Annotated in this window: 36 protein-coding genes and 3 pseudogenes; 7 read left to right on the top strand and 32 right to left on the bottom strand. The window is 39.2% G+C overall.

The window, feature by feature from the left end; translation table 11 throughout:
• Nucleotides 1-63: 63 nt before the first annotated feature.
• The 3 genes from ACZ1G6_RS02640 to ACZ1G6_RS02630 are packed head-to-tail and all read right to left on the bottom strand — an operon-like array spanning nt 64 to nt 1,429.
• Nucleotides 64-384, bottom strand: coding sequence for a BolA family protein (locus ACZ1G6_RS02640; RefSeq protein ID WP_472617942.1), 321 nt, complete (start codon nt 382-384; stop codon nt 64-66).
• The gene (locus ACZ1G6_RS02635; protein WP_472617941.1) at nt 381-1,037 is read right to left on the bottom strand and encodes an alpha-ketoglutarate-dependent dioxygenase AlkB family protein; all 657 of its coding nucleotides are present in this window, start codon (nt 1,035-1,037) and stop codon (nt 381-383) included. The genes ACZ1G6_RS02640 and ACZ1G6_RS02635 overlap by 4 nt, the downstream gene beginning before the upstream one ends.
• A 41-nt stretch (nt 1,038-1,078) precedes the next feature.
• Nucleotides 1,079-1,429: a hypothetical protein gene (locus ACZ1G6_RS02630; RefSeq protein ID WP_472617940.1), complete on the bottom strand. Its 351-nt coding sequence runs from the start codon at nt 1,427-1,429 to the stop codon at nt 1,079-1,081.
• A 138-nt stretch (nt 1,430-1,567) separates the two neighbouring features.
• Between ACZ1G6_RS02630 and ACZ1G6_RS02625 the strand changes: the two genes are divergently transcribed.
• Together ACZ1G6_RS02625 and ACZ1G6_RS02620 are read left to right on the top strand one after the other, a co-directional pair.
• The gene (locus tag ACZ1G6_RS02625; protein WP_472617939.1) at nt 1,568-2,818 is read left to right on the top strand and encodes a methyltransferase; all 1,251 of its coding nucleotides are present in this window, start codon (nt 1,568-1,570) and stop codon (nt 2,816-2,818) included.
• A gap of 20 nt (nt 2,819-2,838) precedes the next feature.
• Nucleotides 2,839-3,484, top strand: a pseudogene (locus ACZ1G6_RS02620) (peptidylprolyl isomerase).
• 9 nt (nt 3,485-3,493) lie between these two features.
• On the opposite strand, the gene ACZ1G6_RS02615 reads toward ACZ1G6_RS02620, so the two are convergent.
• The 28 genes and pseudogenes from ACZ1G6_RS02615 to ACZ1G6_RS02480 form a co-directional block, all read right to left on the bottom strand.
• Nucleotides 3,494-4,114 (bottom strand): SOUL family heme-binding protein, encoded by a 621-nt coding sequence (locus tag ACZ1G6_RS02615; RefSeq protein WP_472617938.1) that lies wholly within the window; start codon nt 4,112-4,114, stop codon nt 3,494-3,496.
• Between the two features lie 81 nt (nt 4,115-4,195).
• Nucleotides 4,196-4,711 carry a hypothetical protein gene (locus ACZ1G6_RS02610; protein WP_472617937.1) on the bottom strand — a complete coding sequence of 172 codons (516 nt, stop codon included), beginning with the start codon at nt 4,709-4,711 and terminating at the stop codon, nt 4,196-4,198.
• A 381-nt stretch (nt 4,712-5,092) separates the two neighbouring features.
• The gene (locus ACZ1G6_RS02605) at nt 5,093-5,719 is read right to left on the bottom strand and encodes a LysE family translocator (protein WP_472617936.1); all 627 of its coding nucleotides are present in this window, start codon (nt 5,717-5,719) and stop codon (nt 5,093-5,095) included.
• A gap of 30 nt (nt 5,720-5,749) precedes the next feature.
• A complete protein-coding gene (locus tag ACZ1G6_RS02600) occupies nt 5,750-6,232 on the bottom strand; it encodes an energy transducer TonB (protein WP_472617935.1) in 483 nt (160 codons plus the stop codon).
• A gap of 52 nt (nt 6,233-6,284) precedes the next feature.
• Nucleotides 6,285-6,641 carry a DUF1428 domain-containing protein gene (locus ACZ1G6_RS02595; RefSeq protein WP_472617934.1) on the bottom strand — a complete coding sequence of 119 codons (357 nt, stop codon included), beginning with the start codon at nt 6,639-6,641 and terminating at the stop codon, nt 6,285-6,287.
• Nucleotides 6,642-6,768: 127 nt separating this feature from the next.
• Nucleotides 6,769-7,329, bottom strand: coding sequence for a DUF7010 family protein (locus ACZ1G6_RS02590; RefSeq protein ID WP_472617933.1), 561 nt, complete (start codon nt 7,327-7,329; stop codon nt 6,769-6,771).
• Between the two features lie 104 nt (nt 7,330-7,433).
• Nucleotides 7,434-7,709: a hypothetical protein gene (locus ACZ1G6_RS02585; RefSeq protein ID WP_472617932.1), complete on the bottom strand. Its 276-nt coding sequence runs from the start codon at nt 7,707-7,709 to the stop codon at nt 7,434-7,436.
• Between the two features lie 61 nt (nt 7,710-7,770).
• On the bottom strand, nt 7,771-8,088 hold the full coding sequence (locus tag ACZ1G6_RS02580) for an antibiotic biosynthesis monooxygenase family protein (protein ID WP_472617931.1): 318 nt from the start codon (nt 8,086-8,088) through the stop codon (nt 7,771-7,773).
• 68 nt (nt 8,089-8,156) lie between these two features.
• Nucleotides 8,157-8,513, bottom strand: coding sequence for a VOC family protein (locus ACZ1G6_RS02575; protein ID WP_472617930.1), 357 nt, complete (start codon nt 8,511-8,513; stop codon nt 8,157-8,159).
• Between the two features lie 97 nt (nt 8,514-8,610).
• Complete coding sequence (locus ACZ1G6_RS02570; protein ID WP_472617929.1) at nt 8,611-9,039, bottom strand: hypothetical protein; 429 nt, start codon at nt 9,037-9,039, stop codon at nt 8,611-8,613.
• Nucleotides 9,040-9,124: 85 nt separating this feature from the next.
• Nucleotides 9,125-9,337 (bottom strand): DUF805 domain-containing protein, encoded by a 213-nt coding sequence (locus ACZ1G6_RS02565; protein WP_472619036.1) that lies wholly within the window; start codon nt 9,335-9,337, stop codon nt 9,125-9,127.
• Complete coding sequence (locus ACZ1G6_RS02560) at nt 9,330-9,686, bottom strand: hypothetical protein (protein ID WP_472617928.1); 357 nt, start codon at nt 9,684-9,686, stop codon at nt 9,330-9,332. The genes ACZ1G6_RS02565 and ACZ1G6_RS02560 overlap by 8 nt, the downstream gene beginning before the upstream one ends.
• A 61-nt stretch (nt 9,687-9,747) precedes the next feature.
• Complete coding sequence (locus tag ACZ1G6_RS02555; protein ID WP_472617927.1) at nt 9,748-10,038, bottom strand: hypothetical protein; 291 nt, start codon at nt 10,036-10,038, stop codon at nt 9,748-9,750.
• Between the two features lie 68 nt (nt 10,039-10,106).
• Nucleotides 10,107-10,502, bottom strand: a complete 396-nt coding sequence (locus ACZ1G6_RS02550; protein ID WP_472617926.1) for an energy transducer TonB — start codon at nt 10,500-10,502, stop codon at nt 10,107-10,109.
• A 339-nt stretch (nt 10,503-10,841) separates the two neighbouring features.
• Nucleotides 10,842-11,279: a hypothetical protein gene (locus ACZ1G6_RS02545; protein WP_472617925.1), complete on the bottom strand. Its 438-nt coding sequence runs from the start codon at nt 11,277-11,279 to the stop codon at nt 10,842-10,844.
• Between the two features lie 61 nt (nt 11,280-11,340).
• A complete protein-coding gene (locus ACZ1G6_RS02540) occupies nt 11,341-11,865 on the bottom strand; it encodes a hypothetical protein (protein WP_472617924.1) in 525 nt (174 codons plus the stop codon).
• Nucleotides 11,866-11,971: 106 nt separating this feature from the next.
• The gene (locus ACZ1G6_RS02535) at nt 11,972-12,223 is read right to left on the bottom strand and encodes a DUF1272 domain-containing protein (protein ID WP_472617923.1); all 252 of its coding nucleotides are present in this window, start codon (nt 12,221-12,223) and stop codon (nt 11,972-11,974) included.
• A gap of 66 nt (nt 12,224-12,289) precedes the next feature.
• Nucleotides 12,290-12,790, bottom strand: coding sequence for a hypothetical protein (locus ACZ1G6_RS02530; RefSeq protein ID WP_472617922.1), 501 nt, complete (start codon nt 12,788-12,790; stop codon nt 12,290-12,292).
• Nucleotides 12,791-12,853: 63 nt separating this feature from the next.
• Nucleotides 12,854-13,180: a hypothetical protein gene (locus ACZ1G6_RS02525; protein WP_472617921.1), complete on the bottom strand. Its 327-nt coding sequence runs from the start codon at nt 13,178-13,180 to the stop codon at nt 12,854-12,856.
• A gap of 553 nt (nt 13,181-13,733) precedes the next feature.
• Complete coding sequence (locus tag ACZ1G6_RS02520) at nt 13,734-14,102, bottom strand: MmcQ/YjbR family DNA-binding protein (RefSeq protein WP_472617920.1); 369 nt, start codon at nt 14,100-14,102, stop codon at nt 13,734-13,736.
• A 199-nt stretch (nt 14,103-14,301) separates the two neighbouring features.
• Complete coding sequence (locus ACZ1G6_RS02515) at nt 14,302-14,808, bottom strand: helix-turn-helix domain-containing protein (RefSeq protein ID WP_472617919.1); 507 nt, start codon at nt 14,806-14,808, stop codon at nt 14,302-14,304.
• A 185-nt stretch (nt 14,809-14,993) separates the two neighbouring features.
• Nucleotides 14,994-16,184 (bottom strand): annotated as a pseudogene (locus ACZ1G6_RS02510) (IS3 family transposase).
• Between the two features lie 70 nt (nt 16,185-16,254).
• Nucleotides 16,255-16,434 carry a hypothetical protein gene (locus ACZ1G6_RS02505; protein WP_472617918.1) on the bottom strand — a complete coding sequence of 60 codons (180 nt, stop codon included), beginning with the start codon at nt 16,432-16,434 and terminating at the stop codon, nt 16,255-16,257.
• Between the two features lie 7 nt (nt 16,435-16,441).
• A complete protein-coding gene (locus tag ACZ1G6_RS02500; RefSeq protein WP_472617917.1) occupies nt 16,442-16,696 on the bottom strand; it encodes a hypothetical protein in 255 nt (84 codons plus the stop codon).
• 55 nt (nt 16,697-16,751) lie between these two features.
• Nucleotides 16,752-16,985: a BrnA antitoxin family protein gene (locus ACZ1G6_RS02495; RefSeq protein ID WP_472617916.1), complete on the bottom strand. Its 234-nt coding sequence runs from the start codon at nt 16,983-16,985 to the stop codon at nt 16,752-16,754.
• The gene (locus tag ACZ1G6_RS02490) at nt 16,982-17,266 is read right to left on the bottom strand and encodes a BrnT family toxin (protein WP_472617915.1); all 285 of its coding nucleotides are present in this window, start codon (nt 17,264-17,266) and stop codon (nt 16,982-16,984) included. Before ACZ1G6_RS02490 ends, ACZ1G6_RS02495 begins: the two co-directional genes overlap by 4 nt.
• 104 nt (nt 17,267-17,370) lie before the next feature.
• The gene (locus tag ACZ1G6_RS02485; protein WP_472617914.1) at nt 17,371-17,769 is read right to left on the bottom strand and encodes a MotA/TolQ/ExbB proton channel family protein; all 399 of its coding nucleotides are present in this window, start codon (nt 17,767-17,769) and stop codon (nt 17,371-17,373) included.
• Nucleotides 17,770-17,994: 225 nt separating this feature from the next.
• Nucleotides 17,995-18,141: a hypothetical protein gene (locus tag ACZ1G6_RS02480; RefSeq protein ID WP_472617913.1), complete on the bottom strand. Its 147-nt coding sequence runs from the start codon at nt 18,139-18,141 to the stop codon at nt 17,995-17,997.
• A gap of 458 nt (nt 18,142-18,599) precedes the next feature.
• On the opposite strand from ACZ1G6_RS02480, the gene ACZ1G6_RS02475 reads away from it, so the two are divergent.
• From ACZ1G6_RS02475 to ACZ1G6_RS02465, 3 genes are read left to right on the top strand one after another with little or no spacing between them, the layout of a single operon-like run.
• Complete coding sequence (locus ACZ1G6_RS02475) at nt 18,600-19,283, top strand: PepSY domain-containing protein (protein ID WP_472617912.1); 684 nt, start codon at nt 18,600-18,602, stop codon at nt 19,281-19,283.
• Nucleotides 19,280-20,344, top strand: coding sequence for a 2Fe-2S iron-sulfur cluster-binding protein (locus ACZ1G6_RS02470; RefSeq protein ID WP_472617911.1), 1,065 nt, complete (start codon nt 19,280-19,282; stop codon nt 20,342-20,344). Before ACZ1G6_RS02475 ends, ACZ1G6_RS02470 begins: the two co-directional genes overlap by 4 nt.
• Nucleotides 20,319-20,741 (top strand): DUF1801 domain-containing protein, encoded by a 423-nt coding sequence (locus tag ACZ1G6_RS02465; protein ID WP_472617910.1) that lies wholly within the window; start codon nt 20,319-20,321, stop codon nt 20,739-20,741. Before ACZ1G6_RS02470 ends, ACZ1G6_RS02465 begins: the two co-directional genes overlap by 26 nt.
• An 8-nt stretch (nt 20,742-20,749) precedes the next feature.
• Here ACZ1G6_RS02465 and ACZ1G6_RS02460 read toward each other — a convergent pair whose 3' ends face one another.
• Nucleotides 20,750-21,586, bottom strand: coding sequence for a DUF6671 family protein (locus ACZ1G6_RS02460; RefSeq protein ID WP_472617909.1), 837 nt, complete (start codon nt 21,584-21,586; stop codon nt 20,750-20,752).
• A gap of 133 nt (nt 21,587-21,719) precedes the next feature.
• Between ACZ1G6_RS02460 and ACZ1G6_RS02455 the strand changes: the two are divergent.
• Nucleotides 21,720-23,361, top strand: a pseudogene (locus ACZ1G6_RS02455) (acetolactate synthase large subunit).
• Nucleotides 23,362-23,386: 25 nt separating this feature from the next.
• Nucleotides 23,387-24,823, top strand: coding sequence for an aldehyde dehydrogenase family protein (locus ACZ1G6_RS02450; protein WP_472617908.1), 1,437 nt, complete (start codon nt 23,387-23,389; stop codon nt 24,821-24,823).
• Nucleotides 24,824-24,921: the final 98 nt, after the last annotated feature.

The raw sequence follows: 24,921 nt of genomic DNA, 5'->3' as shown, positions 1-24,921 counted from the left end.
AGTGGCGCGAGTGTAACAGATGCAGATTGATATTTCTTTTAATAGATTGTTAACAGTCCAAGATTAAGCTTTCGAGCCGCCCAGACAATTAGGCGAATCGGGCGAAACGCCATGCTTATCGATAAACTCTTGTTGAGTATAGGTATGTAGTGCAAGCGCATGAACAGGGCCTGCTAATTCATCGCTAAGCGCCTTATTGATTATACGATGCCTTTGTAGTAAGCGCTTACCCTCAAAGGCATCACTCACCACGGTTACTTTAAAGTGTGTTTCTGAATTAGCCGGTACATTATGCATGTGACTTTCGTTTGTCACATCTAAAAACGTTGGGGTTAATTGCTCAGATAACTTACTTTCAATACTATGCTGTACGCGTTCACTCATGCCTTTTTCCCATTATGTTTAACTAATCTGAAGGTAAAGTTGATGCGTCTACCCGTTTGCGTTTTACTTTTATTAATTCCATGCTGCCAATTGGCTTGCGTCCTACCGCGCATCATAAGTAAAGACCCGTGGTCTAATTCTACACGATGCGTTTGTTTGGTCACATTATGTTTAAATGCAAAACGACGTTTTTGACCTAAGCTAAGTGACGCAATACACGGGTTGAATCCTAGTTCAGGTTCATTATCACTATGAAAGCCCATACTATCGTTTCCATCCCGGTACATGTTTGCTAATACTGAATTGAACACAGTATTGCATGCTTTTTCGCAGGCATGCTTTAACGTTAATAAGTGCTGATCCCAAGCTAGTGGTGCCATAACAATGCCCGAATACGCATATTGACTATCACAGTCGCCATACCAAGCCTGCAGTCTTGGTATCTTGTGTTCTTTGCCATAGAGACGGATAGTAGGTTGATGCCACTGCAAATTCGTTGCAAAGTATTCAAACAAAGAATTGGCTTTATCTAACGACAAAAACGATGGGCAGTAAAGCACATCGGCATCGTCCATAGGTAGTTGAATCCATTGGTGGATGACGCTATCTGACGGATTTGTTTGGTCAAAGGTTGAAAATAAGTCTGCTTGCACATCTATGCTTCATAGCTTAATAAGCAGCATAAATTAACACACTATGCCGTTCCTGTCTGATTATCGTGTAAACGATTTGATTCTTGTTTGTACATATATCTTGCTGCTTTATACAACAAAATCAGTGCGGCAATAACGGTTGCTTGTACGAATCCCGATACCATTAAAAACGAACCACCCACACCAACATTTTGCCCAACCACAACAACTGCAATATGCGTCACAAATGCTAAGCCTGTAATTGCCAAGATTAAATATATCTCGTTCAACTTAACCGCACTTTTGTTTTTTCTTATATCTTTAAAATTCATTAGATAATACAATACTGCGGGTAAAAATAATAAAACGGCGCTCGCAATGGCAAGTCGTTTAAGGGTGTTCTTGTTGTCCATGTTCAACTTCCTTACTAAAAAACAAGCGTAGTTTACTGATTGATAAACAATATAAAATTCGAAATTGTCATGCCATTTGTCAGGTTTTTCAGAGGTGTCACATGGCAAATTACATAAACACTTTTCGCTGAGGTTGTTTTGCAAGAGACACTGTTAAATATTCAAGGAAATTCATTAGTACTAAAACGCTTTCCTCATAGCCAGTTCGATAAATCTTTACGAGCTTGGGACGCCGCGGACGAATACTTAATAAACGAACTATCTGCAAAAATAGTAGACTCATTATCGCAAATCGATACCAACAAGCGTATTAATATTGCGGTTATAAATGACACCTTTGGTGCCCTCACATGCGCATTACTAGCCCTAGATTCGCGAATTTATATCGAGGCATTTGTCGATTCATATATGTCTACGATTGCCATTGAACAAAACCTGAACGCAAATGCGATAGATTCCGACCGAGTTAATATCAACAGCACCTTGCTACTTAATGACAAATCGAAAACGAGCCATTTCACATATGATTATGTGTTACTAAAAGTCCCCCGCACACTTAATTTTTTGGCGTTTTTACTAGACGCTTTAGCATCACAAACGTCTTTTTGTGATGCTCAACAGCCCCCTGTTTTTATCTCGGGGGCCATGACCAAATTAGTGACCAGCTCGGTAATTAAGCACTTTGAACATTATACTCAAAGCGTCCACACTTCGCGGGCAGTCAAAAAAGCCCGGCTAATTTTTGCTGAATTAACAAAAAATGTTAACAATAAGCAAGCTACCCAAGCAAGTGAGCACATAAAACAAATAAAAGATCCTCAATTACCATTTGTTTTACACAACTTTCCTAACGTATTTTGCCAAGACCAAGTCGATATAGGCGCGCGCTTCTTTCTAGACCATCTACCAGCGCTATCTCAAGCAAAACAGATAGTAGTCGATTTAGGGTGTGGGAATGGTATTTTGGGAACACACTTAGCACTAAATTGTCCTAGTGAGCATCAAGCAGATATTCATTTTGTCGATGAATCATATATGGCGATTGCCTCTGCCCAAGAAACCTATGAGCAAGCCATGCTAGCGTCAAAATCAAATATAAGCGCCTTTTTCACAGTCGGACATAGTCTTCAGAAATTTGAATCTGAAAGTGTCGATTGTATTGTTTGCAATCCTCCTTTTCACCAAAACAACACTCAGCTTGATGACATTGCTTGGCAAATGTTTAATGATGCCAAACGAGTATTAAAAACAGGTGGTGAACTACGCATTGTCGGGAACCGCCACCTTAATCATCAAAACAAACTTAGAAAGCTTTTTGGCGGATGTAAAGTTGTCGTAAACAATAAAAAGTTTGTTATATTAAGCGCCAGCAAATTACATAGGCGCTAAGCGTTTACATAAGGTATTTTATGAAGTTTTTCACTATTTTATTTGTTATTGCTTTGTTTATTGTTGATGTAAGCACAATACCGCTTGCCAATGCACAAGCGCGCGAAGCACCTAAAGTAGCCGCTCCTATCGGGGAGAAACTGCAAAAAGATAACTTTTATCCTCGTGTTCGTTTAGAAACGTCAATGGGCGATATCATCATCGAACTCAACCGCAGCCGCGCACCTATCACGGTAAATAATTTTCTTACTTATGTACATGAAAAAGAATATGACAACACCTTATTCCATCGAATTATGCCCGAGTATATTGTGCAAGGCGGTGGGTACGACTTAGATTTCAAAGAAAAAAAGAATATTACAAAATCATCAATGAATCAGGTAATGGATTAAAAAATGATATGTACACAGTAGCAATGGCTAGAATGAATGACCCACATTCTGCCAAGCGACAGTTTTTTTCAATATGAAAGACAATGACAACCTAAACCCTGGCAGGCGCTGGGGTTACACTGTTTTTGCAAATGTAGTCGAAGGTTATGAAGTAATCGATGCCATTAGCAAAGTTGAAACGCATGTAGATCCCGACACCGGCTTACCTGACTTTCCAGTTGAAGATGTTATTTTAAAAAGAGCAGTATTGATGCCCGAACCAAGCTTTGATTAAAAAAAGGCGCTATTCTATTTCAATTAACACTTCATTGTGTCTAAAAAACGGAATGGTAAGTGGGCCGTTATACCCTGCCTTAACTGGCTCACCTGTCTGAACATAGCCGTTTTGATTCATCCAATTTTGTAAGAGCTTGGTATGTTCGTCGACATTACTATCACCTAAAGTTCCGCTGAACTTTATCGCTGCAACTTTATAATTAGTCACTTGGCTTACAATCACACTGGAATCTGTCGGTGCTGGCGTTGTTTCAAGTGTAAAGTGACTTGGCATCACAAATGACATCGAAGGTTCACTGACATTTTGTGACATAAAAACAGGGGCTGTCATGGCGATTTCTGTACCTTGATTGGTCTCATCCATGAATACAGGCGCCGTCATAGCAATTTCATTTGCTCCTTCGTTTGCCCCTGTAATGTATTTAAATAACTTCCTAAACGCACTATTCTCACTGCCCTCACCCATGCTGGCAGATACTAAAATCATCGATTCGTAATTGCGTATTTCAATATCTAATTCTTCATCAGAAGATATAAGTGTATAAGGCGCAGATTCAACGCCATTATCGCCAAACACTGAACACGCACTTAACAATAAGGCACAAATTGCGATAAAAAAAACTTTCATAAACTCACTTAAGGTTGCATGCATCATTAATCAGTTATACGCAACGTCGATATAAAAGTTTTAAATAAAACCGGGGGCTTTTTATTTTGCTAACGACGCGACATTCATGCCGCAATTAATTCGTTGTTTAGGCTCATCAAACGCATTACACAACAAAAGGTCTGGATAAACAGTATCGAACTCTTTTGGCACGCTTAAGCCTTGCATACCTCTATGACAAGATTCGGCAGTAAATGCAGAATATGACTGCTTTTCTAAAAAGTCATAATAAAATACTTCATCTACAATTTTAAGCATTGCTAAACCCAAGATTTTATCCTTTGAAAATGGCATTGCAGACAAATCGTCTAATGATGGAATAGACTCAAGGAGAGACTCTTTAGTGTAACCGTCGTACTTCGCATTAAGCGCTGATGTTGCTAACGAGAAAAGCTCATTACAAACAGTACTAATATCGTCATTTGGTGGCGGCACATCTGCCGGCGTATTGTGTATCAACGGCGTTTTGTTTTTATGTTCCTGTGGTGCATTATCTTTGAGTTGCGTGGCCGCATCAAAGCTTAGCAGCATGGCACTTATAATTAACAAAACTTTCAAAACATGCTCCTTTTAACAGCAATATCGCTAATGTTACTACACCAGCCCAATTAAGATAAAGGCCCCTCCCGCCATTATAGCGTAGTAAGCCATACCCTCAGTAAAACGGCTTAGCAAAGTAAAATAAAAATATGAAACAGACAAGGTTATTATAGCGCCAAGTATTAAATATAAAATTTCAATATCACTAAATAATCCAAAAAAATTATCGGTACGGAATAAATCAAAGAAGATTTAAGCGGATCACCATGCAAGTCGTGAAGTTTTAAAGCGGCTATCAAAAACAATATTTTAACTATCAAAATTACCTCTAAATTCTTTCGCTGGTGACATACTACCCCTCACAAAATAGCTATAAAGTCGACAACTGTATAGGTCGCACTATAACGCTTCTGGATCTTTTAGGCTCAACAATACTGCAACACCAATAAGACTGACACCCGATATTCGTGTTATTAACGCCTGATATGGCTTTTGTAGTTTTTTCGCTAACATGCTTGCGCTGCCACCATAGAAAGCCAAAAACAGCCCATCAATGATGATGTAGCTTACGCCTAAAACAAACACTTGTGTCGCAATACTATCATTTGGGTTAATAAATTGAGGAAACAACGCTGCAAAAAATACAATTGCTTTTGGATTGGCAGCTGATGTCACAAATCCTCTAATAAACAAACTTAAAACAGAGGCCTTTGGTTTTGTATTAATACCCGACTGTTTGTCAAATGATGATTTAATTGTTCTCACCCCTATCCAAATAAGGTAAAGCACCCCAGCCCATTTGATTATGGTAAAACCATACAAAGATGACATAACCATAGCAGCTAAACCAAATCCCGCTAAACTTATTTGAATCGTATTAGCGGTTAAATCACCTGCGGCAGTAGCAAGTGACCGTTTAAAGCCATTTCCCATCCCAACAGATATCATCAAAATATGACTGGGCCATGGGCTTATCATGAATATTAAAACGGTTGCCAGATATAGTAACCAAGTATCAAAATTCATATAGTACTCAACCTACGTTTTTCCATTAAATCATCCATCAAACTTAATCATTGAACCTACAGAGTAGACAGTATCGTCACCCGGACACACATCGCGTGTTTCAGCAATATTACAAACTTGTGATTGATTTTCGGTTGCAAAACAAAAATCAAAACGAGTCTGCGTTTTAATTGGCTCGGTGATCAAACCATTAGGAAGTGATGACCATTTCCATTTACTCAGCACTCTGGATGCTGATTTAGCAAACATATCATTTGACGCCGCCACTACTTTTATATTTTCAAGCTCATAACTGGGTGTAATTATATATTCAATGGTCGCACACCCTTCAATTTCGCCCATGACCATCATTGGTGGATATCGAGGTGGAAATCGTTCAAGACTTTCCCAAATTGGTAGCAAAATTTCATTAGTATTTGGCTCGATGCCGTTATGTTCGCTTGCGTTACTCAATGACGTAAGGTTTGAAAATAAAAATATGATACAGGCAATGATTGAAGTTTGTTTTAACATATTGACTCTTTTGTTTGCTTAGTAATTTTCTGTAAATATTATTGTTAGTAAGCTATTGATTGATAATTGTATCAAAGCCGCCAAATATCATGCGTTTCATATCAAATGGCATGTTTTTAGGATCCCAATTAGCCATTCGAGGATCCTCCATTACTGCTTTGTTACCCGCATCCCTTATCTCTTTTGATGGCCACATTATCCACGAAAAAACGACGATTTCGTTTTCGTCACATTTTACGGCTAATGGAAATGAGGTAACTTCTCCTTCAGGCACATCGTCAGCCCAATTTTCTACAACCGATATAGCACCATGGTCTTTAAAAACAGGCGCACCTTCCTCTGCTAACTTTATATATTCAGCCTTCTTGTTTTTCGGTACTGCTATGACGTATCCATCTATATATGACATATTGACCTCTTTATTTGTGTTCAAAATATTCGTATTTAGAAAAGCTAGGCAATAAATGGTCGCCTAAACACTAACATTTACATACGCTAGCATCTCTGCACTGGCAATACACTGGTTATTTCGTTTATTATTTTTTAGTTTTATTCGCATACGCTGCATTAGTTTTACCCTTACTTTGAAAAAACAAAACGATAGCAAATACGATTTCGATGACACTGCCAAGCATTGCACCAACAAAAAACGAAAATTCGAGCACGATTCCTAATCCACCAGCAGCTAATAAAATAGCGCCTAATATCCAATAGACTTTTAAGCCGTATAGGGTTTGAAAACTTAAGTATCGGGCGCCAATGGCAATCAACATAATAGGGTAAAAAAATGTTGGTTTGATCTGAGCAACACTAAACGCTAAAAATAATCCGGCAAACAAAATTGCTAGTCCTTCAAATGCAAGATATTTCAGCGCATTATTTGGATCATGGCTTCCAGAGCGTCTTAGTAATTTAGAAAATAAAACAGAAAGTGGAAAAATAAACATACCACCAATAAAAAGGCTTAGCATGCTAGCATTTGAGGAAATTGTGAGCGCGACAATCGCTGCCCCCCAAACAAGCCCTGAGGCTAATACACCCGTCGCACCGCCAAAATAGGCATCATTCATATCATTTTGAGATGTAATAAAATCCATTTTTGTCACTCCTAATTTTTCAATACCGAATAATTTCGGAAAAAATACTTATTCGCCTCTGATATAGCGCAATAAAGTATTAGCCATACTAATATATCAATATCTTATCTCGGCTTCTTATTGGTGTTAGCTTTTTCTAACTTGTTTAACTTGTTTAGCTTTCTTACTTTAAACACCACGTAAATATTATGGACGGTAAGGCCAAAGCATACCAAGGACACGACAAGACAACCAACAAACAGTCTAATTTCTACGTCTCGCGCCCAAAATGCCATGCCTGCACATATCATTGCTACTGAAAATTCTATTAATATGGCTTCTGAAAAAATAGTGGGATTTACTTTTACCGGTTGAGCATAGTGTTTAATTTTGTATCCCATAAAACATCCTTGTTATTAATGTGTGTCTTCACAAACTGAGTGAGAGGTCTGGCTAAGCTTGTTATATACCGTAATCTTGCTCTACCATTGCTATTCGCACCTTGTAACTTTCATACCAGAACTTCTTCCCTTTTTGCTGTGCTTCAAGATGTTCTGTATTTGCCTTCCAATCTTTAATGGATGCAAGACTTTCCCAATAAGATACTGTAACACCAATTTCTTCTCTTGCAGATTCAATTCCTAAAAAGTAAGGTTGTGATTTCGCTAATTCAATCATCCTTTCAGCGGTAGTACCATATCCATTGTCAAGATGCGTAAGAATCGACGTAAAAATTACAGCATAATATGGCGGGCTGGGCGTTACGGCTAAATCTGTCACGATTGCTCCTTAAAATATAGTGCTTTATCACAGTGAGTAGCAAGAGTTTTACTATGTAATATTTGTACTTAAACCTGCCAAAGCCCGCTTTGAATAGGACCAAACATTAACACTGCACACTTGCCCAGATCTTTTATATCCATGGGTGGAACAGCAATTTGTGCCCCTGAATTCGTTGCTTCATCTACTGCTTTTTCAATATCTGGAACAAGATAGTATGGCCTAGTTACTGGCTCTTCAGATTCATGCATTGGTGCGCGCACACCAATATTTCCGCCATTATTTAGTTTCGCTGTTCGCGCATTCCCTAGTTCCTGCAATGGTTCTCCAAATGAGACTCCTAGTGTCTTAGAATATGAGTGACAAACTTCTTCAACATTCTTAGTAACAATTTCTAAATAATGAATCTGAGCAAAATTTATCATTGAGCCTTCCTTTTAAAAAACCGCATCGGTTAATCCAGAATGTCTAATGTTTGACTAAAAGTCTAGTAAAGTATGAGATTCCCATTTTCATGATTTGCTAATAGTACCCGCGCAGAACTTCAAGCTCTTTTTCAGCGTTTTCTGCTTTCTTAGTTTTAGAGCAAATACTAGTAACGTAGCGACCATCTTCGTTTGGACCATACAAATAAAGTAGGTATGTTTCTCCCTGTTCAAAAGCAACGCCACACGCACAACACGCTGTCAAAATATCAGTTTCTACCATTGAAGTATGCTCGCCTTTGAATGTTTCAATTACATTGAAGGCTGTAATTTCTTGCTCAGCGTCAAAACCGACTTGCTCTGGAAAAATTCGCTGAATATTATCGACGAAAGCGACAACAACCTTATCTGCGTTTTCAATAGCTGCGTCTATTGACTGTTCGTTGTTTTGATTACCGTATGAACAAGAACAAGCTTGGCTTGCATTTGAATATACCAAAAACATAATCAATAAAAATAAGCGCATTGTTTCTCCTGGTCACATAACACCAGTCTATGCCGCGCAGACTGCTGTTGGTAGTGCCTACAATGTTACTACTATACCTAACTTTCTACCTAGATAGTGATTTTCCATACTTATTGTCTTTAAAGTCACCAACCGTAAAGCAGCAACCCACAATGACTATTAGCCATCCGAAAATAGGTAATAACTGAAAGATACCCAACCAACCGAAACTATTGAAGTCATGATACCTTTTTGTAGTGAGCGCAAACAATGGCCACAATAGGAGTAGCGTAATTATCGCTGCTACTTGTTCATTTATATAATAAAAAGGCAGTGAAAATAATAACTAAAAAAAGAATGATAAATTGAATTATTGAGTTTGAGCTTTCAGTATTTTCACCAATTAATTCATGAATAATCACATCACTAGGAACATCCAAAGGAGCAACAACTTGAGCGCCTTTCTGGCCTACTTCTTCTTTGACAATGCAGACGGTAAACGTCGCGCCCTCTTTGTGAACTGATTTATCATATCCTGGAAGGTCATCCAATGGTAAAAACCCATGGCGTTCTGCTCCATAATTGACAAATACAGCCTCTAATGTTGGTTCAACTCGAGTGATCCTAGCTTTAAAGTAATTGCCTGATTTAAATACGTTTTGATTCATTTACGCTCTACCGTTGTGCCTTTCATTGTCTTAAATAGCGCAACCCGCTCTGGGCAGTGTTTCATCTAGAGCCTGTCAGGAAAAATAAACCCATAACCACGAAAAGTCTACTTACCAATACCATTAACAAGATATCTGGCCATATTTTTGCGGAGCTAAATTTTTTGAGCAAAAAGAATAGAACAAATATTGAAACTAACCAGCCAACTGTTGGTATAAAAGAAACTATCGATGCTGCAAAAACACAAATGACTATTTCTTTGAAATCAAGGTCTACTTTTGTGACTTTTGCCGCTAACCATAGAAATATGCCACCTACTAAAACCTCTATTAAAAACGCTATTATTTCCAAACTTACCTCCTTGTATTATATCAATCCATTAAGCAATTAATGGCCGTGTTAGAAGCTTTGCTATGCATTTAGCCAAGCTTAAAATCTAAACGAATAACGTGACACTTGCTTGCAAGTGGCTCATATTGCCAGCCTTCAAGCGAATTAATTGCTGCTTGATCAAAAACTTTAGCCGGAAGAGATTCAATTACATTGATGTCGACTAACTTACCCTCTTCTGAAATGTCGTACTCGAGTATCACATAACCTTCCAGTCCTTTTACCGCAGCCTCAGGTGGGTATTTTGGAGGTTTAGTACTTACTAGATTCTGATTTATAGACTCCTCTTTTTTATCGGGAGCTATTTCACATCTAGGTTCATAATTTACAACTGAGTTATTTGCAGTGCCAATTTCAGTGCTTCCACACCCAAAATTGGACAATGCAATAATTGTTAACGATATTGCTTTAATACATACTTTCAAAATGAGCTCCTTACATAAGAAATAGGTGGGTTGTAACGCTCGGATAATGGATTACGGCGATACCATTTTCGTCATTGCTTTTGTAATTATCTTTCATATTATGAGTATCACCGATGTTCTTCTAACAATGAGTGTGCAGCAAAATAAAGGGAAATAAAATAATGAGCTTTTTGTTCAAACATTCCGTGCCTCCTTGCGTTAACCATTTAGGTAAAACAATACTCGTTTGAACCTGATACATCAACTGAAGCTGACCAGCGAAGACCAAATATCAGACATGCTCGAACACAAAATTTAGTTGCCGACACAAGGATGAACGCAATCTTTAGAGAAAGAGCGTCATACAAACCGTTTTGTATGACAGCGTTCTACAAGCCAATAAATCAAAACAGAGAATGGTACAACTACGCAAAAATAGGCTACTAAGTCAGCAACAGCGCAAAGTGAACTATTAAAGTCCAGATTAGCATCGGTAAAATAATCTAATCCAAATGAGAGTATCACAATTGCAGGAATACAAGAGCAACACCCTGCTACTATTAACTTTGAAATAAGCGGAAAAGGCATTTTTAAAAAAACAATCTTGAATATCGGATAACCAAGAAAAGCAGAGATCAAGGTGACACTCACTAAAACAAACAATGAAAAAAACAATACTGGTATTAAGAAGAAAACATCACCAAATGCAGCACCCAGAACGAGCATAGTTAAAAATGCTAGTATGTAGCCTGCAATTATTGAAAAAATGTATATACCTAAATTTGGTTTAATCATCATACAACATCTAACACCAATTTAAGCGATGACTTATCTCGTGTTTTGTCTGCTTCATGTTTTGTTAAGTGTTTTCACACTGCGCCTCAAACTCAGATTTTTTTGGCGTCGAGATCCGTAAACTAACCATAGAATTCATGAAAAAAATACCTACGCCACCAAGAAACCATGGAGTTAACACTGGGTTAGAAGCTGCGTGCAAAATTACTTCCCATGAATTACTTATCAATTCTTCGATATTTGCTGATGATGCATCCGGTAATACTCCATCAACAATCGTGTAGGCGGAAAACCCTAAAAATAAATAGGTCACAATTAAGTTTATTGCGACCAAAAGAACACTTTTAAAAGTTAAACCTGACCATGACCAATTTGATTTAAATTTATGTAATATCGATATAAATATTAGCACTGCCAGCAAAGCAATCGCGAGATATACCTGCTGAATAGGACTCTGAATTGGTCTAGCACCGAATAAAATCATCATTACAATGTGATAGACAAAAAACAATTTAAAGTCTAAAGACATTGTGTTTTCAGTATTCCCCTCATTATGTTCATTCAGTTTTCGTTTTGTTGATTTGAACATTAATACTCCGAAAAAAACACCAGCATATGTTGTGCAAGCTGTTTTTGCCCGTGTAACAGCGAAGCGGCATTTGGCATTAATAGGGCTGAAGATATAAACAAATGCTTCATTTAATGAATCTCCCACAACCATTCTCTTTTAATACTCGCGTCGTTGACGCTGGATTTTTTTCTAATGCCGAAACTGGCCTTATTGGTCTAGCAACAAAATTTCCACCACAGTTAGGACATTGATTGTTTAAAACGCCCTCCACACAGTTCGTGCAAAAAGTGCATTCAAACGTGCAAATATAAGCATCTGTCGAATTTGCAGGTAAATCCTTATCACAACATTCACAATTTGGTCTCAACTCTAACATTTAAAACTCCAACTCAAAGCAATACATGGCGTTAAGCTAACGGGCAGGGGCGCCTTAATTCTTTCGTTATGTGTCATTCACCTTTTCCCTTAATAAACTCATAGAGATACCACCAAGACTTGTAACTCTTCCATCATCAAAAAAAGAAGTACTAATTTGTGTTGCTGGGTTTCCAGTCATAAAAACTATGGCTCTTTTAGGTATTTTTGGTACCGACATCTCTTCGTCATAGATATCACCGACTGTGTAGTACAGCTCTACTCCTTCAGCTTTTTTCAGCACCTCTTCAACTGTACTGACATAGAAATTCGTCTCAACCTCTTCGATGCGTAATATAAGTATCGCTGTTGACGACGCTACTTTTTCATCAACCGTCATTTCATGAAAGTCTGGCGATGGGTAATGCAACTGCGATAAATTTTTTGTGTCCATCTGCTTTGATGGCGAGTCTTCTGCAGGTTTCATTAACGGTGGAAGTATGTAGAGTATCCAAACCGTGTAAAGAAAAATTGCTGATAGTGAAAAACCAGCACCAAAAAACAAGCCTGAAGCAAATTTTTTAAACATCTATTGTCTCCAAAAACATACCACCGCAATAAGCGGCATTAATTGCGCTTTATTTTTGTTCGTTTAAACATTTTGTTTTGAGCCCTGCTCAATCTTCAAGTACTTGCTCCTACCCAAAGAAATGTAATATAAGGTTAGTAAAAGTACTTTTAAAAAATTACCCGAGAAATTATTTTTTACAGTGAGTTGTGTATCCGTTAGCTCTGACATTTTAAACTTTTGACTTGTACACCAGTCTATTCGTGCTTGGAGCACCTTAGTATTTTCCGGAATAGAGACACTTTGTGTATCTCCACGCTTCAAAATAGCAATCTCAACATTATCTGCAAATAGCTGATAATCTCTCGTCATATCAATGTATTGCTCAGGTCGATAAACCTGTATTTCCATATTTACTCCCTTGGTATATAACAATAAATTAAGCGTTGTTGCCCGCTTTTGGCAAGCTACTCTTCAAACTTTTGTTAGGTTCGCCTTTCCTCGCTTTCTGAAGTCTCATCTATAGGCGTTGATTTATTCATAAAAGCACAAAAAGTAAAACAAATGCTAGAAGTATTACAGGGCTAATTATAAGGCCCATCTTTATAGCTTTTCGACGTACATGTTCAATATATAAGAATCTTAGTCTTACTTCTTTTGCCGAAAACTTATGCTGACAATGAGGACAAATTAGCGCATTTTTAACTGCATAGTTATGACAGTTTGGACAAGGAGCACTATCTTCTCTCTGTAACCCACTAAAAAAATTCATTATTGCAATCCCATCTAGGAAACATAACGCCAAATTAAGCGGTAAAAATCGCTCTTCATTTTTATCCTCTTCAGATTTTTGTTATGTACTTTTGCATACATCAGACCTGTGGCCGACCTTTATTACCTGAACAATCAATTTTTGGGCCTTTTTCTCGTAAAATATGCGATGAAGCCCTTGTTAGGTGCCTTGCTAACCAAACTGACCAAGCCCCAGCTCCTTTTGTTTTTTCTTAGTAAGGCCCGTGGAAACCAGTTTGTATGACTCGTTGATGTAATAACTTAGCTCTTCATCTTCTGAGCTGCCACAGTCGAATTGCTGTATCCATTTCATGCCCCGTGACGCCAAATAGGGAGCAGGTTGATAGCCAGGCTTCGCTTCTAAAAACAAATAGTTTTGCTCTGAAGTCTTGAAAGTAAATGCAGGTTTGTCCATTTTTCCCCAACCGCCAATAGCGAAAACTTTACCACCTATTTTCCAGACATGAGAGTTACCCCACTGAATGACATGCGTGGTTGAGGGAAGAGATTTACATAACTGATTAAATTCTTCGTATGTCATTTTTTAAACAGGTGCTTAACTAAGCTAAGGGGCACTTGCTTGCATGCGAAGTAACCAGATAATTGGCGACCTTTTTTCCATTTAAAAAGTTTATTTAAAGAGCTCATAGTGTCCTTGGCAAAAACACCTTACATAAGCGGTTTGGCAGCGATCTTCTGACAAATCCGTTTTCATATCTTTGTTATATACCATTGTCTATTTATTGCTCAGAACTTGACCTACTGTTCTCGCCCTGTTTACTTAATATCTGGGATATTTTTTCATTTTCCCATTTTTCACCGAATGGCTGGAATACTACATATGCGTATCCAGCAATGATTACACTGAACGATAGAAATACCGCAATCAAAGCGCCTAAATTTTCTCCTGCGTTGTAGTTAGGCACCATTAAGACAAAGAATATCGCGACTAGAAATGCAGAGAGTGCGTAAAAATACTTTATAGATTTAACCTTCTCTCTAGCTTCGCATTGTTGAGATTGAACTGTAGGAATGGCATCGTTCTCATTTGCTAACGTTTGCTTTCGATAAGTTATTGCATCTGTAAGCTCATCCGTTGTAATTTCGAAAACCGACGCCAAAGATCTAAGTGTTTCTATCCCAACACTTTCTCCTTTCTCGACTCGTTGGATCGTCCTTACTTTTAAATCGGATAATTGCGCCAATTCTTCTTGAGACCAGTTTTTTTCTAACCTGAGTAATGTCACAGGTACCGCCTCGTATAATTGATTCTTAGTAACTATAAACTACTAATGGTCTGTCGGTAACGACAAATAGGCGACAAAGAACCGACAGACATAAAATTTACGCTTGGTATATAACAGCTTCTTAAGCGGCGAAAATTGCACTTCATTTTTATGATCTTGACCCGATTTAAAGGACACCTTATTTTTCATCCTATTGTTCGCTCATATTCTAGGGGCGATAAATAGCCCAGACTCGAGTGTAACCTCACTCGATTATAGAATCCATTAATGTACCCCTTCAAAGCATTACGAAGCTCTTTAACAGACTTATAGCGGGCTTTCCTTATCAACTCTCCTTTCAGAGAATGGTAAAACGATTCCATAAACGCATTATCTGTGCAGTGCCCAGCTCGATTAAAGCTTTGCTTAATACCATGCTTTTTCAGTTCATCCCTAAATTCATATCCTAGATATTCAATGCCACGATCTGAATGAAAAATTAGTGTATCTGATATTTTCCGTTTCTTCACAGCATTTCTGAGAACCGCAACTGTTAAGCAAGCTTTGCGGTCTTTTGATAAAGACCAACTCAATATTCGTCGGGAGTATACGTCCATTATGGTAGCCAAATATTGCTAAGGCCCCGTTCACTTTTAAATAAGTTATGTCACCTACCCACACTTGGTCAACCCCCGTGGGTTTATTCAACTTCAGAAGCAAATTATCACCACTTCGTTGAAAGCGTTTAAGGACAGGCTTTCGCGGGCATACTCTTGCACAACGACCCACTAAACCAGATGCTTTCATCAGTCTCGCTATGCGTTTTTTCCCCACATCAAGCCCTTGTCTTTTGAGCACGTTGAAGACCCTTGGACTACCATATCGTCCTTGGCTCTTTTGATAAATCTCTGTGATTTTCATCAATAGCTCCTTATCCGATTTGCTCCTATTTGATTCGTCTCGCGTGCACCAATTGTAGTATCCGCTTCTTGACACGTTTAACCACTTACAAAGAGCTTTCACGCCTAAGTGTCGGTATCTTTGGATGAATCCAAATCGTTCTGATGCTGCTCCGCAAGATACCGTTGCCACTTTTTTAGTAGATCATTCTCCTGCTTTAGCTTTTGGTTTTCCTTTTGCAGTTTTGCCAATTCTGTCAGCTCTTTCCGTGAAGGTGTTTTTTTACTTTTAGTCACCGAGACTCTCCCTTGTGGATCAGACTCTATCTTGCCCTCTCGATACCATTTTCGCCAGCGTGAAAGCATAAGTGGGTGAATATCAAGCGCTTCAGCGACCTGCTTACTCTGGATCCCTTCTTGAAGGCTAAGTTTTACCGCTTTGACTTTGAAGTCTGCTGAATATTTCCATGTTTTTCTAGGTTGTGTATATTTTGGCATTGGCCATCTCCAGTTAGTTGGAGGTGTCCACTAAAACGGGGGAACTACAAAATCCGTCTTCATGCTTTTGTTAGCTAACATTTGGCCAAACAACCTCATTGCCGTCCTCTTTGTACTTTGGGAAAACACAAACGCTTGACACAACGCCATCAGTTAACCAAATCATCAAACCTAAATCATCAATAGTAAAACTTTTTCCATTTTCTTCAAAGTCATCATCTAAGATCGCTTCGGGAAAATCGTGAATCAATTCGTTCTCAGTAAGACCAACTATTTTTTTCTAAAAGAACACTATGCTCGGACATTGTTGTTATGGACGATAACAAATACTTGTCGTCTGAATCAAAGCTTAGTTCGATACCAATATTTGAGAAGTACCAAAGTTCTTCCGATGAACCATCCACATGAAATACACTTTCTTTGCTGTCACATCTCAAATTTTGTGCCGCAACTTGGTCTTGACTCATACCTAGAATAAAAGTAGAAATACCTATAAACGGTTGAATGTTCATCTTGTTAGCTAACACCTACATAAGCGGCGCTGGCCGCTCTTGCCAGTGTCCGTCTTCATGTTTTTGTTATCTCAGACTGCCAACTAATGTCAACCTTGCGATGTTGTTGAACACAGTCTTTTAAATACAAATTTATAAGGCTTTGATACGGCACGCCAGTTTCTTCCGACATACTTTTAAAGTAGCCGATGATGTCCTCTCCAAGCCTTATCGTGACCGACTTCTTCAGTTTATTCGCATATGGATTTTTGCGTGATTGGAGTTTCGTTAGATCATATTCAGCTTTCATAAGTCACCATATAGTTTTGATTCTGATTTAGTAGCCTTCCGTGCTGAAATTATTCGTATGACCTGACCATCCTTGCGTTCACAGTGGCATATAAGGAGAAGTTTAGATGAATTACTAATACCTAGAAGAAGAAACCGATCCTCCTCTAGAATAGAGTTGGATTCATCGTAAAATTGTAAGGCATTTTCGTCATGGAACGCGGACTTAGCCTCTTGAAAAGAAACTCCGTGCTTAACTATATTCGAAGCTGATTTAGCTTCGTCCCACTCGAACTCAATCATATGTACAGTGTATGTACAAAATACCGCTTAGTCAAATTGAGAGATAACACCAATTTAAGCGGCGAAATACCGTTCTTGTATTTTGTCCGACTTCAAATTTTTTGTTATGTATCGCTTTGCTCTGAACCAAAACTTTCCCTTTTTATAATCAATGTTGTTAATCCGATTAACCCTAACACGGTCCCAATAGGAATCATGAACAATAACAAAAATGAATTAGCAAGAGTGAACCAAAATACCCAATTTGGCCGATAGTTTAAGGCCATGATCGAAATTAGTAGGAGTACCAACCCTGGAATACACAACACTAAACCAAGGACAGTGGAAACTAGAGCCGACGACAAACCGCCAGCCATTAATTTGGGATCGCCTGTACCAGTAAGGCTTACTTCCTGAAACAATAAATAAAAAGAGTAAAAAGTATTAGCAACACCCCAAGGTAAAGCTAACAGAAGCAATAACCCTATTATCGCAACTAACTTCCCAATGACTTCCTTTTTCAACTACACATCCTTACAGTGATACATAACACCAACTTAAGCGGTGGCGCGCCAGCGACATCCGGTGACCGAAGGGAACGTACTTTAAGTTTTTGTTAGTTGCTAATTTAACCTGTTTTCTTATGGGTAGCATCCTTACTCCTAAAACAACTCTTTTTACTCGTTGGTGGATGTCGGTGAACAGCCCAAACATCAATATATCACTTAAATTTGAGCTTTACCTTATGCTCAAACAACCTTGCTCGTATCAACAACATACCATGAAAAGTCATTTACCATATCAATTCTGCATGCTAATGCGTGAAAAATAGTTTTGTCAGAAAATCCTAGCAGGCTAACTGACTCAACATCCTCGTTTAACATGTCGGTATGCAAACCGTTGCGAAACCCTCGACTAATTGATCAGAAGATAATGCAACTAACAACCTTATTATCTTTACCTCCGGATAAGCACAAAGGCAAATATTCAGACATAACGATTTTTTATTAATTAATACCAATATATCAAGGATATAGATAAAGTCTAGGGACTTACTTGTAAAATTCGCTTGCAAGAAAGCGTGAGTAACTGTTTATCGAGAAGTCTTGTTTTTCCTTTTTTATTACAATAACCCTCTGCACTTCGCATTGCGGCACTGTCTTTTGTCTGGGCGCAGATAAGTCTTGCGGCTAATCGATATCTTTTGGTGCTTTTAGCGTGATTTCACATATACCCTATTTTGTCGTGCTTGATTATATGTCTTTTACATTGCATCATATTGCTATCCAGGGAGCAGGTTTATTTCATCTTGAGCGGCACATCTCGAAAATCACGTTTAATCCATAAGTGGCTTATGGCATTTGTGGGACTTCAATTTTTAGTTTGGAGCATCACAGGGCTTTATATGGTTGTGATGGATATCCACGATATTCATGGCCATACCTTACTTACTCCTTCGCCTCAATTTACCGCTGAAAAAGCGCCGACATTATCATTTACTGATGTTTTTGACCGCTATCCGCTTGCCAGCGACATTCAGCTATCGTGGCTGGGTACAGACCCTATCTATCGATTTACTATTAGCGGTAAGCCTTTAATGCTTCATGCTAATTCGGGCGAACTAATTTCCCCCTCAAGCCATGATGATGTTGTGTCTTTGCTGCCTACTTTGATTACCTTGCCTGATACGCCCTATCAAATAACATTGTTAACACACAATGTACCAGATGAAATTAGTGGTCGTGGCCTACCTTTATGGCAAGTACGTTTTGATAACTGGAATAGTCTAACGCTGTACCTTAGCCAACATACAGCAGAAGTAATAAATGTCAGGCATCATCAATGGCGAATTTTTGATTGGTTTTGGCGATTTCATATTATGGATTATGACGATGGCGCTAATGCAGCAAACTGGTTTATTACCCTGATTATATTGTTGAGTTTATGCGCCAGTATTGCAGGGCTTATTCTATTGTACAAACGCCTCTTTATGAATTCGTTTGATTCACCTCCCGCCGTCAAGCGGGCCATAAAATGAGTAAATTTTCATTAGTGTCTTTTTTAAAAGCTGCGCACAAATGGCTGGCCTTATTATTATGCATACAAATATTGGTCTGGTTAGTGTCGGGGCTGTTATTGGGGCACTTTACTACCGTATTTCCTAAACCAAAAAACACATTAAACCCACCGCCGGCATCAAGCGTTTTAGATGCAACAAATATACTAAGTATTAGTCACATTCTTCAACAGCATCAAAACATCCGCAAAGTAGATTTGGTCGATATAAATGGTATTCCTGTTTATCGTTTAACAAGTCTATATGGAGGCCATGATTATAGTGCAAGTAGCCATACCTTGGTTAATGCCTACACTGGTAAACGTATCATACTCAGCGAATCCATCGTAAATACGCTTGCTAAACTAAGCTACCAAGGTAGTGATGAAATTATCAATACAACATTACTGACGCCACCAATAGCAGATTTACCCAGCGAACAAAACCAAGTATGGCAAGTCAGTATTAACGACTCGCAAAATACATCCATTTACATACGGCATCAATCTGCACAATTTATCGGCCATGTTAACGATACAAAACGCATCCAAAACCTTCTATTTAAATTGCATTTTATGGACTATTTCGGTCAAGACGGTTTCAATAATATCCTGATTCAAATATTTGCAGTATTAACCCTAATCTTTGCAATAAGCGGCATGACTTGGTTAATGCTATTAATCAAAGAAGGCTTGCTTTTACCTTTGGCATGGTTTGCCAAGCGCAAAACTCATCCAATTACTATTAACAATGCTGATACACCGGTATATGTGCGCGCAAAACGCAGTTTACTTGATGAACTTATTACCTTAAATATGCCCATCGCACATAATTGTGGCGGAGGCGGCGTATGTGGCACCTGCACATTTAAAAGCAAAAATACACTGCCTCCCACGCATGCCGAAAAGACACTATTAGCGGATGCACAAATTCAGCAAAATATACGCTTAGCTTGTCAACACCTGTGTGCTAAAGTGAACGATATTGATATCGCAATGCTAACAACAAGGGAACAATATGAGCCAATTAAAGACCCAAGTTAACAACAGCTCTGTAGATGATTACATCAACACAATCGAACACCCTGTTAGACAACAAGATGCGAAAACCCTATTGGCAATTTATCAAGAGATTACCCAACAGTGTGCAGTAATGTGGGGGAGTAATATTGTTGGTTTTGGGACTTATTCTTATCAAAATTCTGCCAATAAACCCTGTACATGGATGCGCAGTGCTTTTTCAGCTCGTAAAAATTATTGCAGTTTATATTTAATGCGAGGTGTTGAAAAACACCCCGAGCTACTTGAAAAGTTGGGCAAGCATAAACATGGCAAATCTTGCCTCAACATTAACAAATTAGCAGATATCAACATTGATGTGCTTAAGCTACTGATAAAGGCAGATCTTGACGAAATGGATAAAGCATACCCTCCGGCATAATGCATTGATTAGGGATTGCACCAATCACAATTAGCAGGGTTTGCATGCGTCTTGTCGAGTGTCTTGGTTTGCGAATAAGCACAAGAAGCGCAGTCTGCTTGCAAGGCTTTTGTTTGTTTTGTTGGCAAAGCGCATAACTCACATGGCAAGCCATCAATTGGCTTATCAAACACAAAATCAACTTGCCCGCACTTTTTGCATTCACTAGTTAATCGCGCCATCAAATCTTCACATGCCTGAATTATCACGTCTTGCCTTAATGGACTATTCATCGATCTAAAATCAGGCTCTAAGGTACATGGCCACTGCTTTATATGGACCAATGTTTGTGCAAACTCTAAGCCTTTATACCACTTATCATCATGCTTATACATCCACTTTTGCTGCGTAATCTTAGGCTCAGCGGACTTAAGTTTGCCGTGCATTTCTTGCCACTGGGCCTCATCATCAAAATGCATAGAATCTAATGGCAACATGGACTGGGCGTATGCATAAATACACTGCTTTGATTGACTATCATAAAAAGCAAGAAGCTCTTGGCATGTTACGCCTAAGCCCATGAAGGAGCTAAAACTGCCTTCACTACCAAGGCCAAACCGTGTTTGGGTATGTTCACACGCTAAGCGTGCTTTTTCTAAAGCTGCTTCTTTAGGACTTTTGGTACGAGCGATAGTGCGATCAAATGTGCCTAATTTATCAGTATCAAACGCCTGCGTCAGAACCAAATCACTTTTTAAATGTTGATCAAGTATAGGCGCAATAAATTGCTCCTTAAGGTGTTTGGTTAATATGCTAATTGGCTCGCCTTTGATATCTGCAGTCAACAAGCTATAGTTATTACTCAATCTAAAATGCACTCTTATTTACTAGTGTACGTATTGTAATTTGCTTAGTCTGATAAGCAAATACCTCAATGTAAAATATACCAATAGCAAACAATTTAGTATCACTTAATTAGCTAACAGTAAGGATATGGCAATGAAAGCATCTGATTTAATGGTCAAGGCACTAGAAGCAGAAGGTGTTGAATATATATTTGGTATTCCTGGGGAAGAGAACCTCGATCTTTTGGAGTCATTGCGCGGCTCCTCAATAAAGCTAATTTTAACTCGTCACGAACAAGGTGCAGGATTCATGGCTGCCACCTATGGCCGCTTAACTGGAAAAGTTGGTGTTTGTTTATCAACACTTGGGCCTTAGCGCAACTAATTTAGTAACACCTGCTGCATATGCTCAATTGGGCGCAATGCCAATCTTAATGATTACTGGCCAAAAGCCTATCAAAACAAGTAAACAAGGACGCTTTCAAGTTATCGATGTAGTCGATATGATGCGCCCCATTACAAAATACACAACGCAAATCGTCAGTGGCGACCGTATTCCTTCCGTTGTGCGTGAAGCCTTTCGAATTGCAAGTGAAGAACGTCCTGGCGCAGTTCATATCGAATTGCCCGAAGATATTGCAGCTGAAGATACGTCTGCACCATTGCTAGCACCGAGCACAGTTAGGCGTCCTATTGCAGAGTACAAAGCCATTAACGCCGCAGTGTCGATGATTGAAGCAGCCAAATCACCTGTTTTATTAATTGGTGCAGGTGCAAATCGCAAGCTTACCTCAAAAATGCTCGGCGAATTTGTTCAAAAAACAGGGATCCCTTTTATTACCACCCAAATGGGTAAAGGTGTACTAGATGAAACCGATCCCAAATTTATGGGAAACACCGCCTTATCCTCTGGTGATTTTGTCCATCGCGTGATTGCGCGTGCTGATCTCATCATTAATGTAGGTCATGATGTGGTCGAAAAACCGCCCTTTTTCATGGAACAAGATGGCCAGCAAGTCATTCATATTAATTTTGACTCAGCCGCAGTCGACCCTGTGTATTTTCCACAACTTGAGGTAGTAGGCGATATTGCAAATAGTATTTGGCAAATTAATGAAGCAATTAACGCCGATTGTAAATGGGAATTAGACTTTTACTCTGATGTACATGATGCCTATATGTCACATAAGCAAGAATCTGAAGATGACAAACGCTTTCCTATCTTGCCAGAGCGTATGGTAAAAGATGTTCGTAGCGCAATGCCCAAAGACGGCATTGTCACACTTGATAACGGCGTATACAAAATTTGGTTTGCGCGCAATTACCCTGCCGCATTGCGCAACACCCTACTATTAGACAACGCATTAGCAACAATGGGAGCGGGTTTGCCCTCGGCCATGGCGGCTAAGTTGGTATATCCTGACCGCGATGTCATCACTGTTTGTGGTGATGGTGGCTTTATGATGAATAGCCAAGAAATTGAAACCGCTGTTAGACTAAAGCTTCATATCGTTGTCATCATTTTACGCGATGATGCCTATGGCATGATCAAATGGAAACAGTCTAATATGGGCTTTGACAACTACGGATTAGACTACGGCAATCCTGACTTTGTAAAATATGTCGAAAGCTACGGCGGTAAAGGTTGGAGAATATCCAGTGCAGATGAGTTGCAAGCACAAATAAAAGAATGTTTAGCAACCCCGGCTGTACACCTAATTGATGTGCCTGTTGACTATAGTCTAAATGACGAGACGCTAAACAAAACGATTGCTTCGCTTAGTGCCAAATTATAACAACATTGCGTAAAGGGAGACGAACATGAAACTGGAAAAAACTTATCCATACTATCTTGCGAACAAAGCTGTTTATGCAAATACCGATTTGGACGTTACAAACAAATACACCCAAGAAGTAGCCACTCAAGTTGCACTAGCCGATGCCAACGCTATCGACGCTGCAATAGCGGCAGCACAAGATGCACAGCCAGCATTAAACAAAATGTCAGCGTATCAACGCCAAGCAATACTTGAACATTGCGTAAACAGATTCAAAGAACGATTTGACGAACTATCATACGCGCTATGCATAGAAGCAGGTAAGCCCATTAAAGATGCCGAAGGCGAAGTCACACGTCTAATAGATACCTTCAAAATTGCTGCTGAAGAGTCCGTTAGAATTAACGGCGAAGTCATTGAACTTGAAATAACACCGCGTGCCAAAGGCTACTCGGGGATGACAAAAAAGGTTCCTATTGGCCCATGCTCATTTATATCACCGTTTAACTTTCCGCTTAACCTTGCCGCTCACAAAATTGCGCCAGCAATTGCTGCAGGGTGTGCCTTTGTCCTTAAACCTGCAAGTCGTACACCTATTGGCGCCCTTATTATTGCTCAAGTACTGGCAGAAACCGAATTACCTGCAGGCGCTTTTTCTGTATTACCTTGCTCGCGTGATGGTGCCGATTTGTTTACTACCGATGAGCGTTTTAAATTATTGTCTTTCACCGGTTCGCCCGATGTTGGTTGGGCACTAAAAGCCAAGGCAGGGAAAAAGCCTGTCATTCTTGAGTTAGGTGGTAATGCTGCATGCGTAGTAGATAGCGACGCAGATATTGAAGATGCCATCGAACGCATTACATTTGGGGCTTATTATCAAAGTGGCCAAAGTTGTATAAGCGTTCAGCGTATTATTGTCCATGAAGATATCTTTGATGAGTTTAAAGCAAAGTTTGTCAAAAAAGTAGCATCATTGGTAGAAGGTGACCCGCTTGATAAAAATACCTTTATTGGACCCATGATAGCTGAATCTGAGGCAAAGCGGCTCGAATCTTGGATTAATGATGCAGTGAAACAAGGTGCTAACTTATTATGCGGTGGTCAGCGAAACGGTGCCATGCTAAGCGCCACTATTTTAGAAAACGTTGCCGATAATGCCGATATAAATGCAGAAGAAGCCTTTGGCCCTGTGACCGTATTAAGTAAATTCAGCGATTATGACCAAGCACTCAAAGCAGTCAATAATAGCCAATTTGGCTTGCAAGCGGGCGTATTTACGCGCGATATCTATAAAGCGCATAAAGCGTGGGATGAGCTTGATGTAGGCGGCGTTGTGATTGGCGATGTCCCTAGTTGGCGAGTAGACAATATGCCTTATGGCGGTGTCAAAGAGTCTGGTCTAGGCCGTGAAGGTATTCGTTATGCGATTGAAGATATGACCGAGATCCGCCTAATGGTGCTGCGTACACGCGAACAATAGTGGCATAATTGTGTAAGTAATTTATGTTAGCCTAATAGTCACTCGTCTACTAAGAATTAGCCCAAGGAGAATATGCTTTGAAGGATCAGTCGTCTACT

Source organism: Glaciecola sp. HA4-3 (assembly GCF_055693685.1).
Note: the sequence above shows the minus strand (reverse complement) of the source record. Positions and strands in the feature narration are given on the sequence as shown.

Excerpts from the sequence above, each read along its gene's own strand:
- ACZ1G6_RS02600 (WP_472617935.1), bottom strand. The coding sequence starts at position 6,232 with ATGTTAAAACAAACTTCAATCATTGCCTGTATCATATTTTTATTTTCA.
- ACZ1G6_RS02470 (WP_472617911.1), top strand. The coding sequence starts at position 19,280 with ATGAGTAAATTTTCATTAGTGTCTTTTTTAAAAGCTGCGCACAAATGG.
- ACZ1G6_RS02570 (WP_472617929.1), bottom strand. The coding sequence starts at position 9,039 with ATGCGCTTATTTTTATTGATTATGTTTTTGGTATATTCAAATGCAAGC.
- ACZ1G6_RS02630 (WP_472617940.1), bottom strand. The coding sequence starts at position 1,429 with ATGGACAACAAGAACACCCTTAAACGACTTGCCATTGCGAGCGCCGTT.
- ACZ1G6_RS02465 (WP_472617910.1), top strand. The coding sequence starts at position 20,319 with ATGAGCCAATTAAAGACCCAAGTTAACAACAGCTCTGTAGATGATTAC.
- ACZ1G6_RS02545 (WP_472617925.1), bottom strand. The coding sequence starts at position 11,279 with ATGATGATTAAACCAAATTTAGGTATATACATTTTTTCAATAATTGCA.
- ACZ1G6_RS02560 (WP_472617928.1), bottom strand. The coding sequence starts at position 9,686 with ATGAATCAAAACGTATTTAAATCAGGCAATTACTTTAAAGCTAGGATC.
- ACZ1G6_RS02535 (WP_472617923.1), bottom strand. The coding sequence starts at position 12,223 with ATGTTAGAGTTGAGACCAAATTGTGAATGTTGTGATAAGGATTTACCT.
- ACZ1G6_RS02590 (WP_472617933.1), bottom strand. The coding sequence starts at position 7,329 with ATGGATTTTATTACATCTCAAAATGATATGAATGATGCCTATTTTGGC.
- ACZ1G6_RS02605 (WP_472617936.1), bottom strand. The coding sequence starts at position 5,719 with ATGAATTTTGATACTTGGTTACTATATCTGGCAACCGTTTTAATATTC.
- ACZ1G6_RS02640 (WP_472617942.1), bottom strand. The coding sequence starts at position 384 with ATGAGTGAACGCGTACAGCATAGTATTGAAAGTAAGTTATCTGAGCAA.
- ACZ1G6_RS02475 (WP_472617912.1), top strand. The coding sequence starts at position 18,600 with ATGGCATTTGTGGGACTTCAATTTTTAGTTTGGAGCATCACAGGGCTT.
- ACZ1G6_RS02575 (WP_472617930.1), bottom strand. The coding sequence starts at position 8,513 with ATGATAAATTTTGCTCAGATTCATTATTTAGAAATTGTTACTAAGAAT.
- ACZ1G6_RS02500 (WP_472617917.1), bottom strand. The coding sequence starts at position 16,696 with ATGAACATTCAACCGTTTATAGGTATTTCTACTTTTATTCTAGGTATG.
- ACZ1G6_RS02595 (WP_472617934.1), bottom strand. The coding sequence starts at position 6,641 with ATGTCATATATAGATGGATACGTCATAGCAGTACCGAAAAACAAGAAG.
- ACZ1G6_RS02490 (WP_472617915.1), bottom strand. The coding sequence starts at position 17,266 with ATGATTGAGTTCGAGTGGGACGAAGCTAAATCAGCTTCGAATATAGTT.
- ACZ1G6_RS02525 (WP_472617921.1), bottom strand. The coding sequence starts at position 13,180 with ATGGAAATACAGGTTTATCGACCTGAGCAATACATTGATATGACGAGA.
- ACZ1G6_RS02615 (WP_472617938.1), bottom strand. The coding sequence starts at position 4,114 with ATGAAAGTTTTTTTTATCGCAATTTGTGCCTTATTGTTAAGTGCGTGT.
- ACZ1G6_RS02495 (WP_472617916.1), bottom strand. The coding sequence starts at position 16,985 with ATGAAAGCTGAATATGATCTAACGAAACTCCAATCACGCAAAAATCCA.
- ACZ1G6_RS02540 (WP_472617924.1), bottom strand. The coding sequence starts at position 11,865 with ATGTTCAAATCAACAAAACGAAAACTGAATGAACATAATGAGGGGAAT.
- ACZ1G6_RS02530 (WP_472617922.1), bottom strand. The coding sequence starts at position 12,790 with ATGTTTAAAAAATTTGCTTCAGGCTTGTTTTTTGGTGCTGGTTTTTCA.
- ACZ1G6_RS02585 (WP_472617932.1), bottom strand. The coding sequence starts at position 7,709 with ATGGGATACAAAATTAAACACTATGCTCAACCGGTAAAAGTAAATCCC.
- ACZ1G6_RS02450 (WP_472617908.1), top strand. The coding sequence starts at position 23,387 with ATGAAACTGGAAAAAACTTATCCATACTATCTTGCGAACAAAGCTGTT.
- ACZ1G6_RS02520 (WP_472617920.1), bottom strand. The coding sequence starts at position 14,102 with ATGACATACGAAGAATTTAATCAGTTATGTAAATCTCTTCCCTCAACC.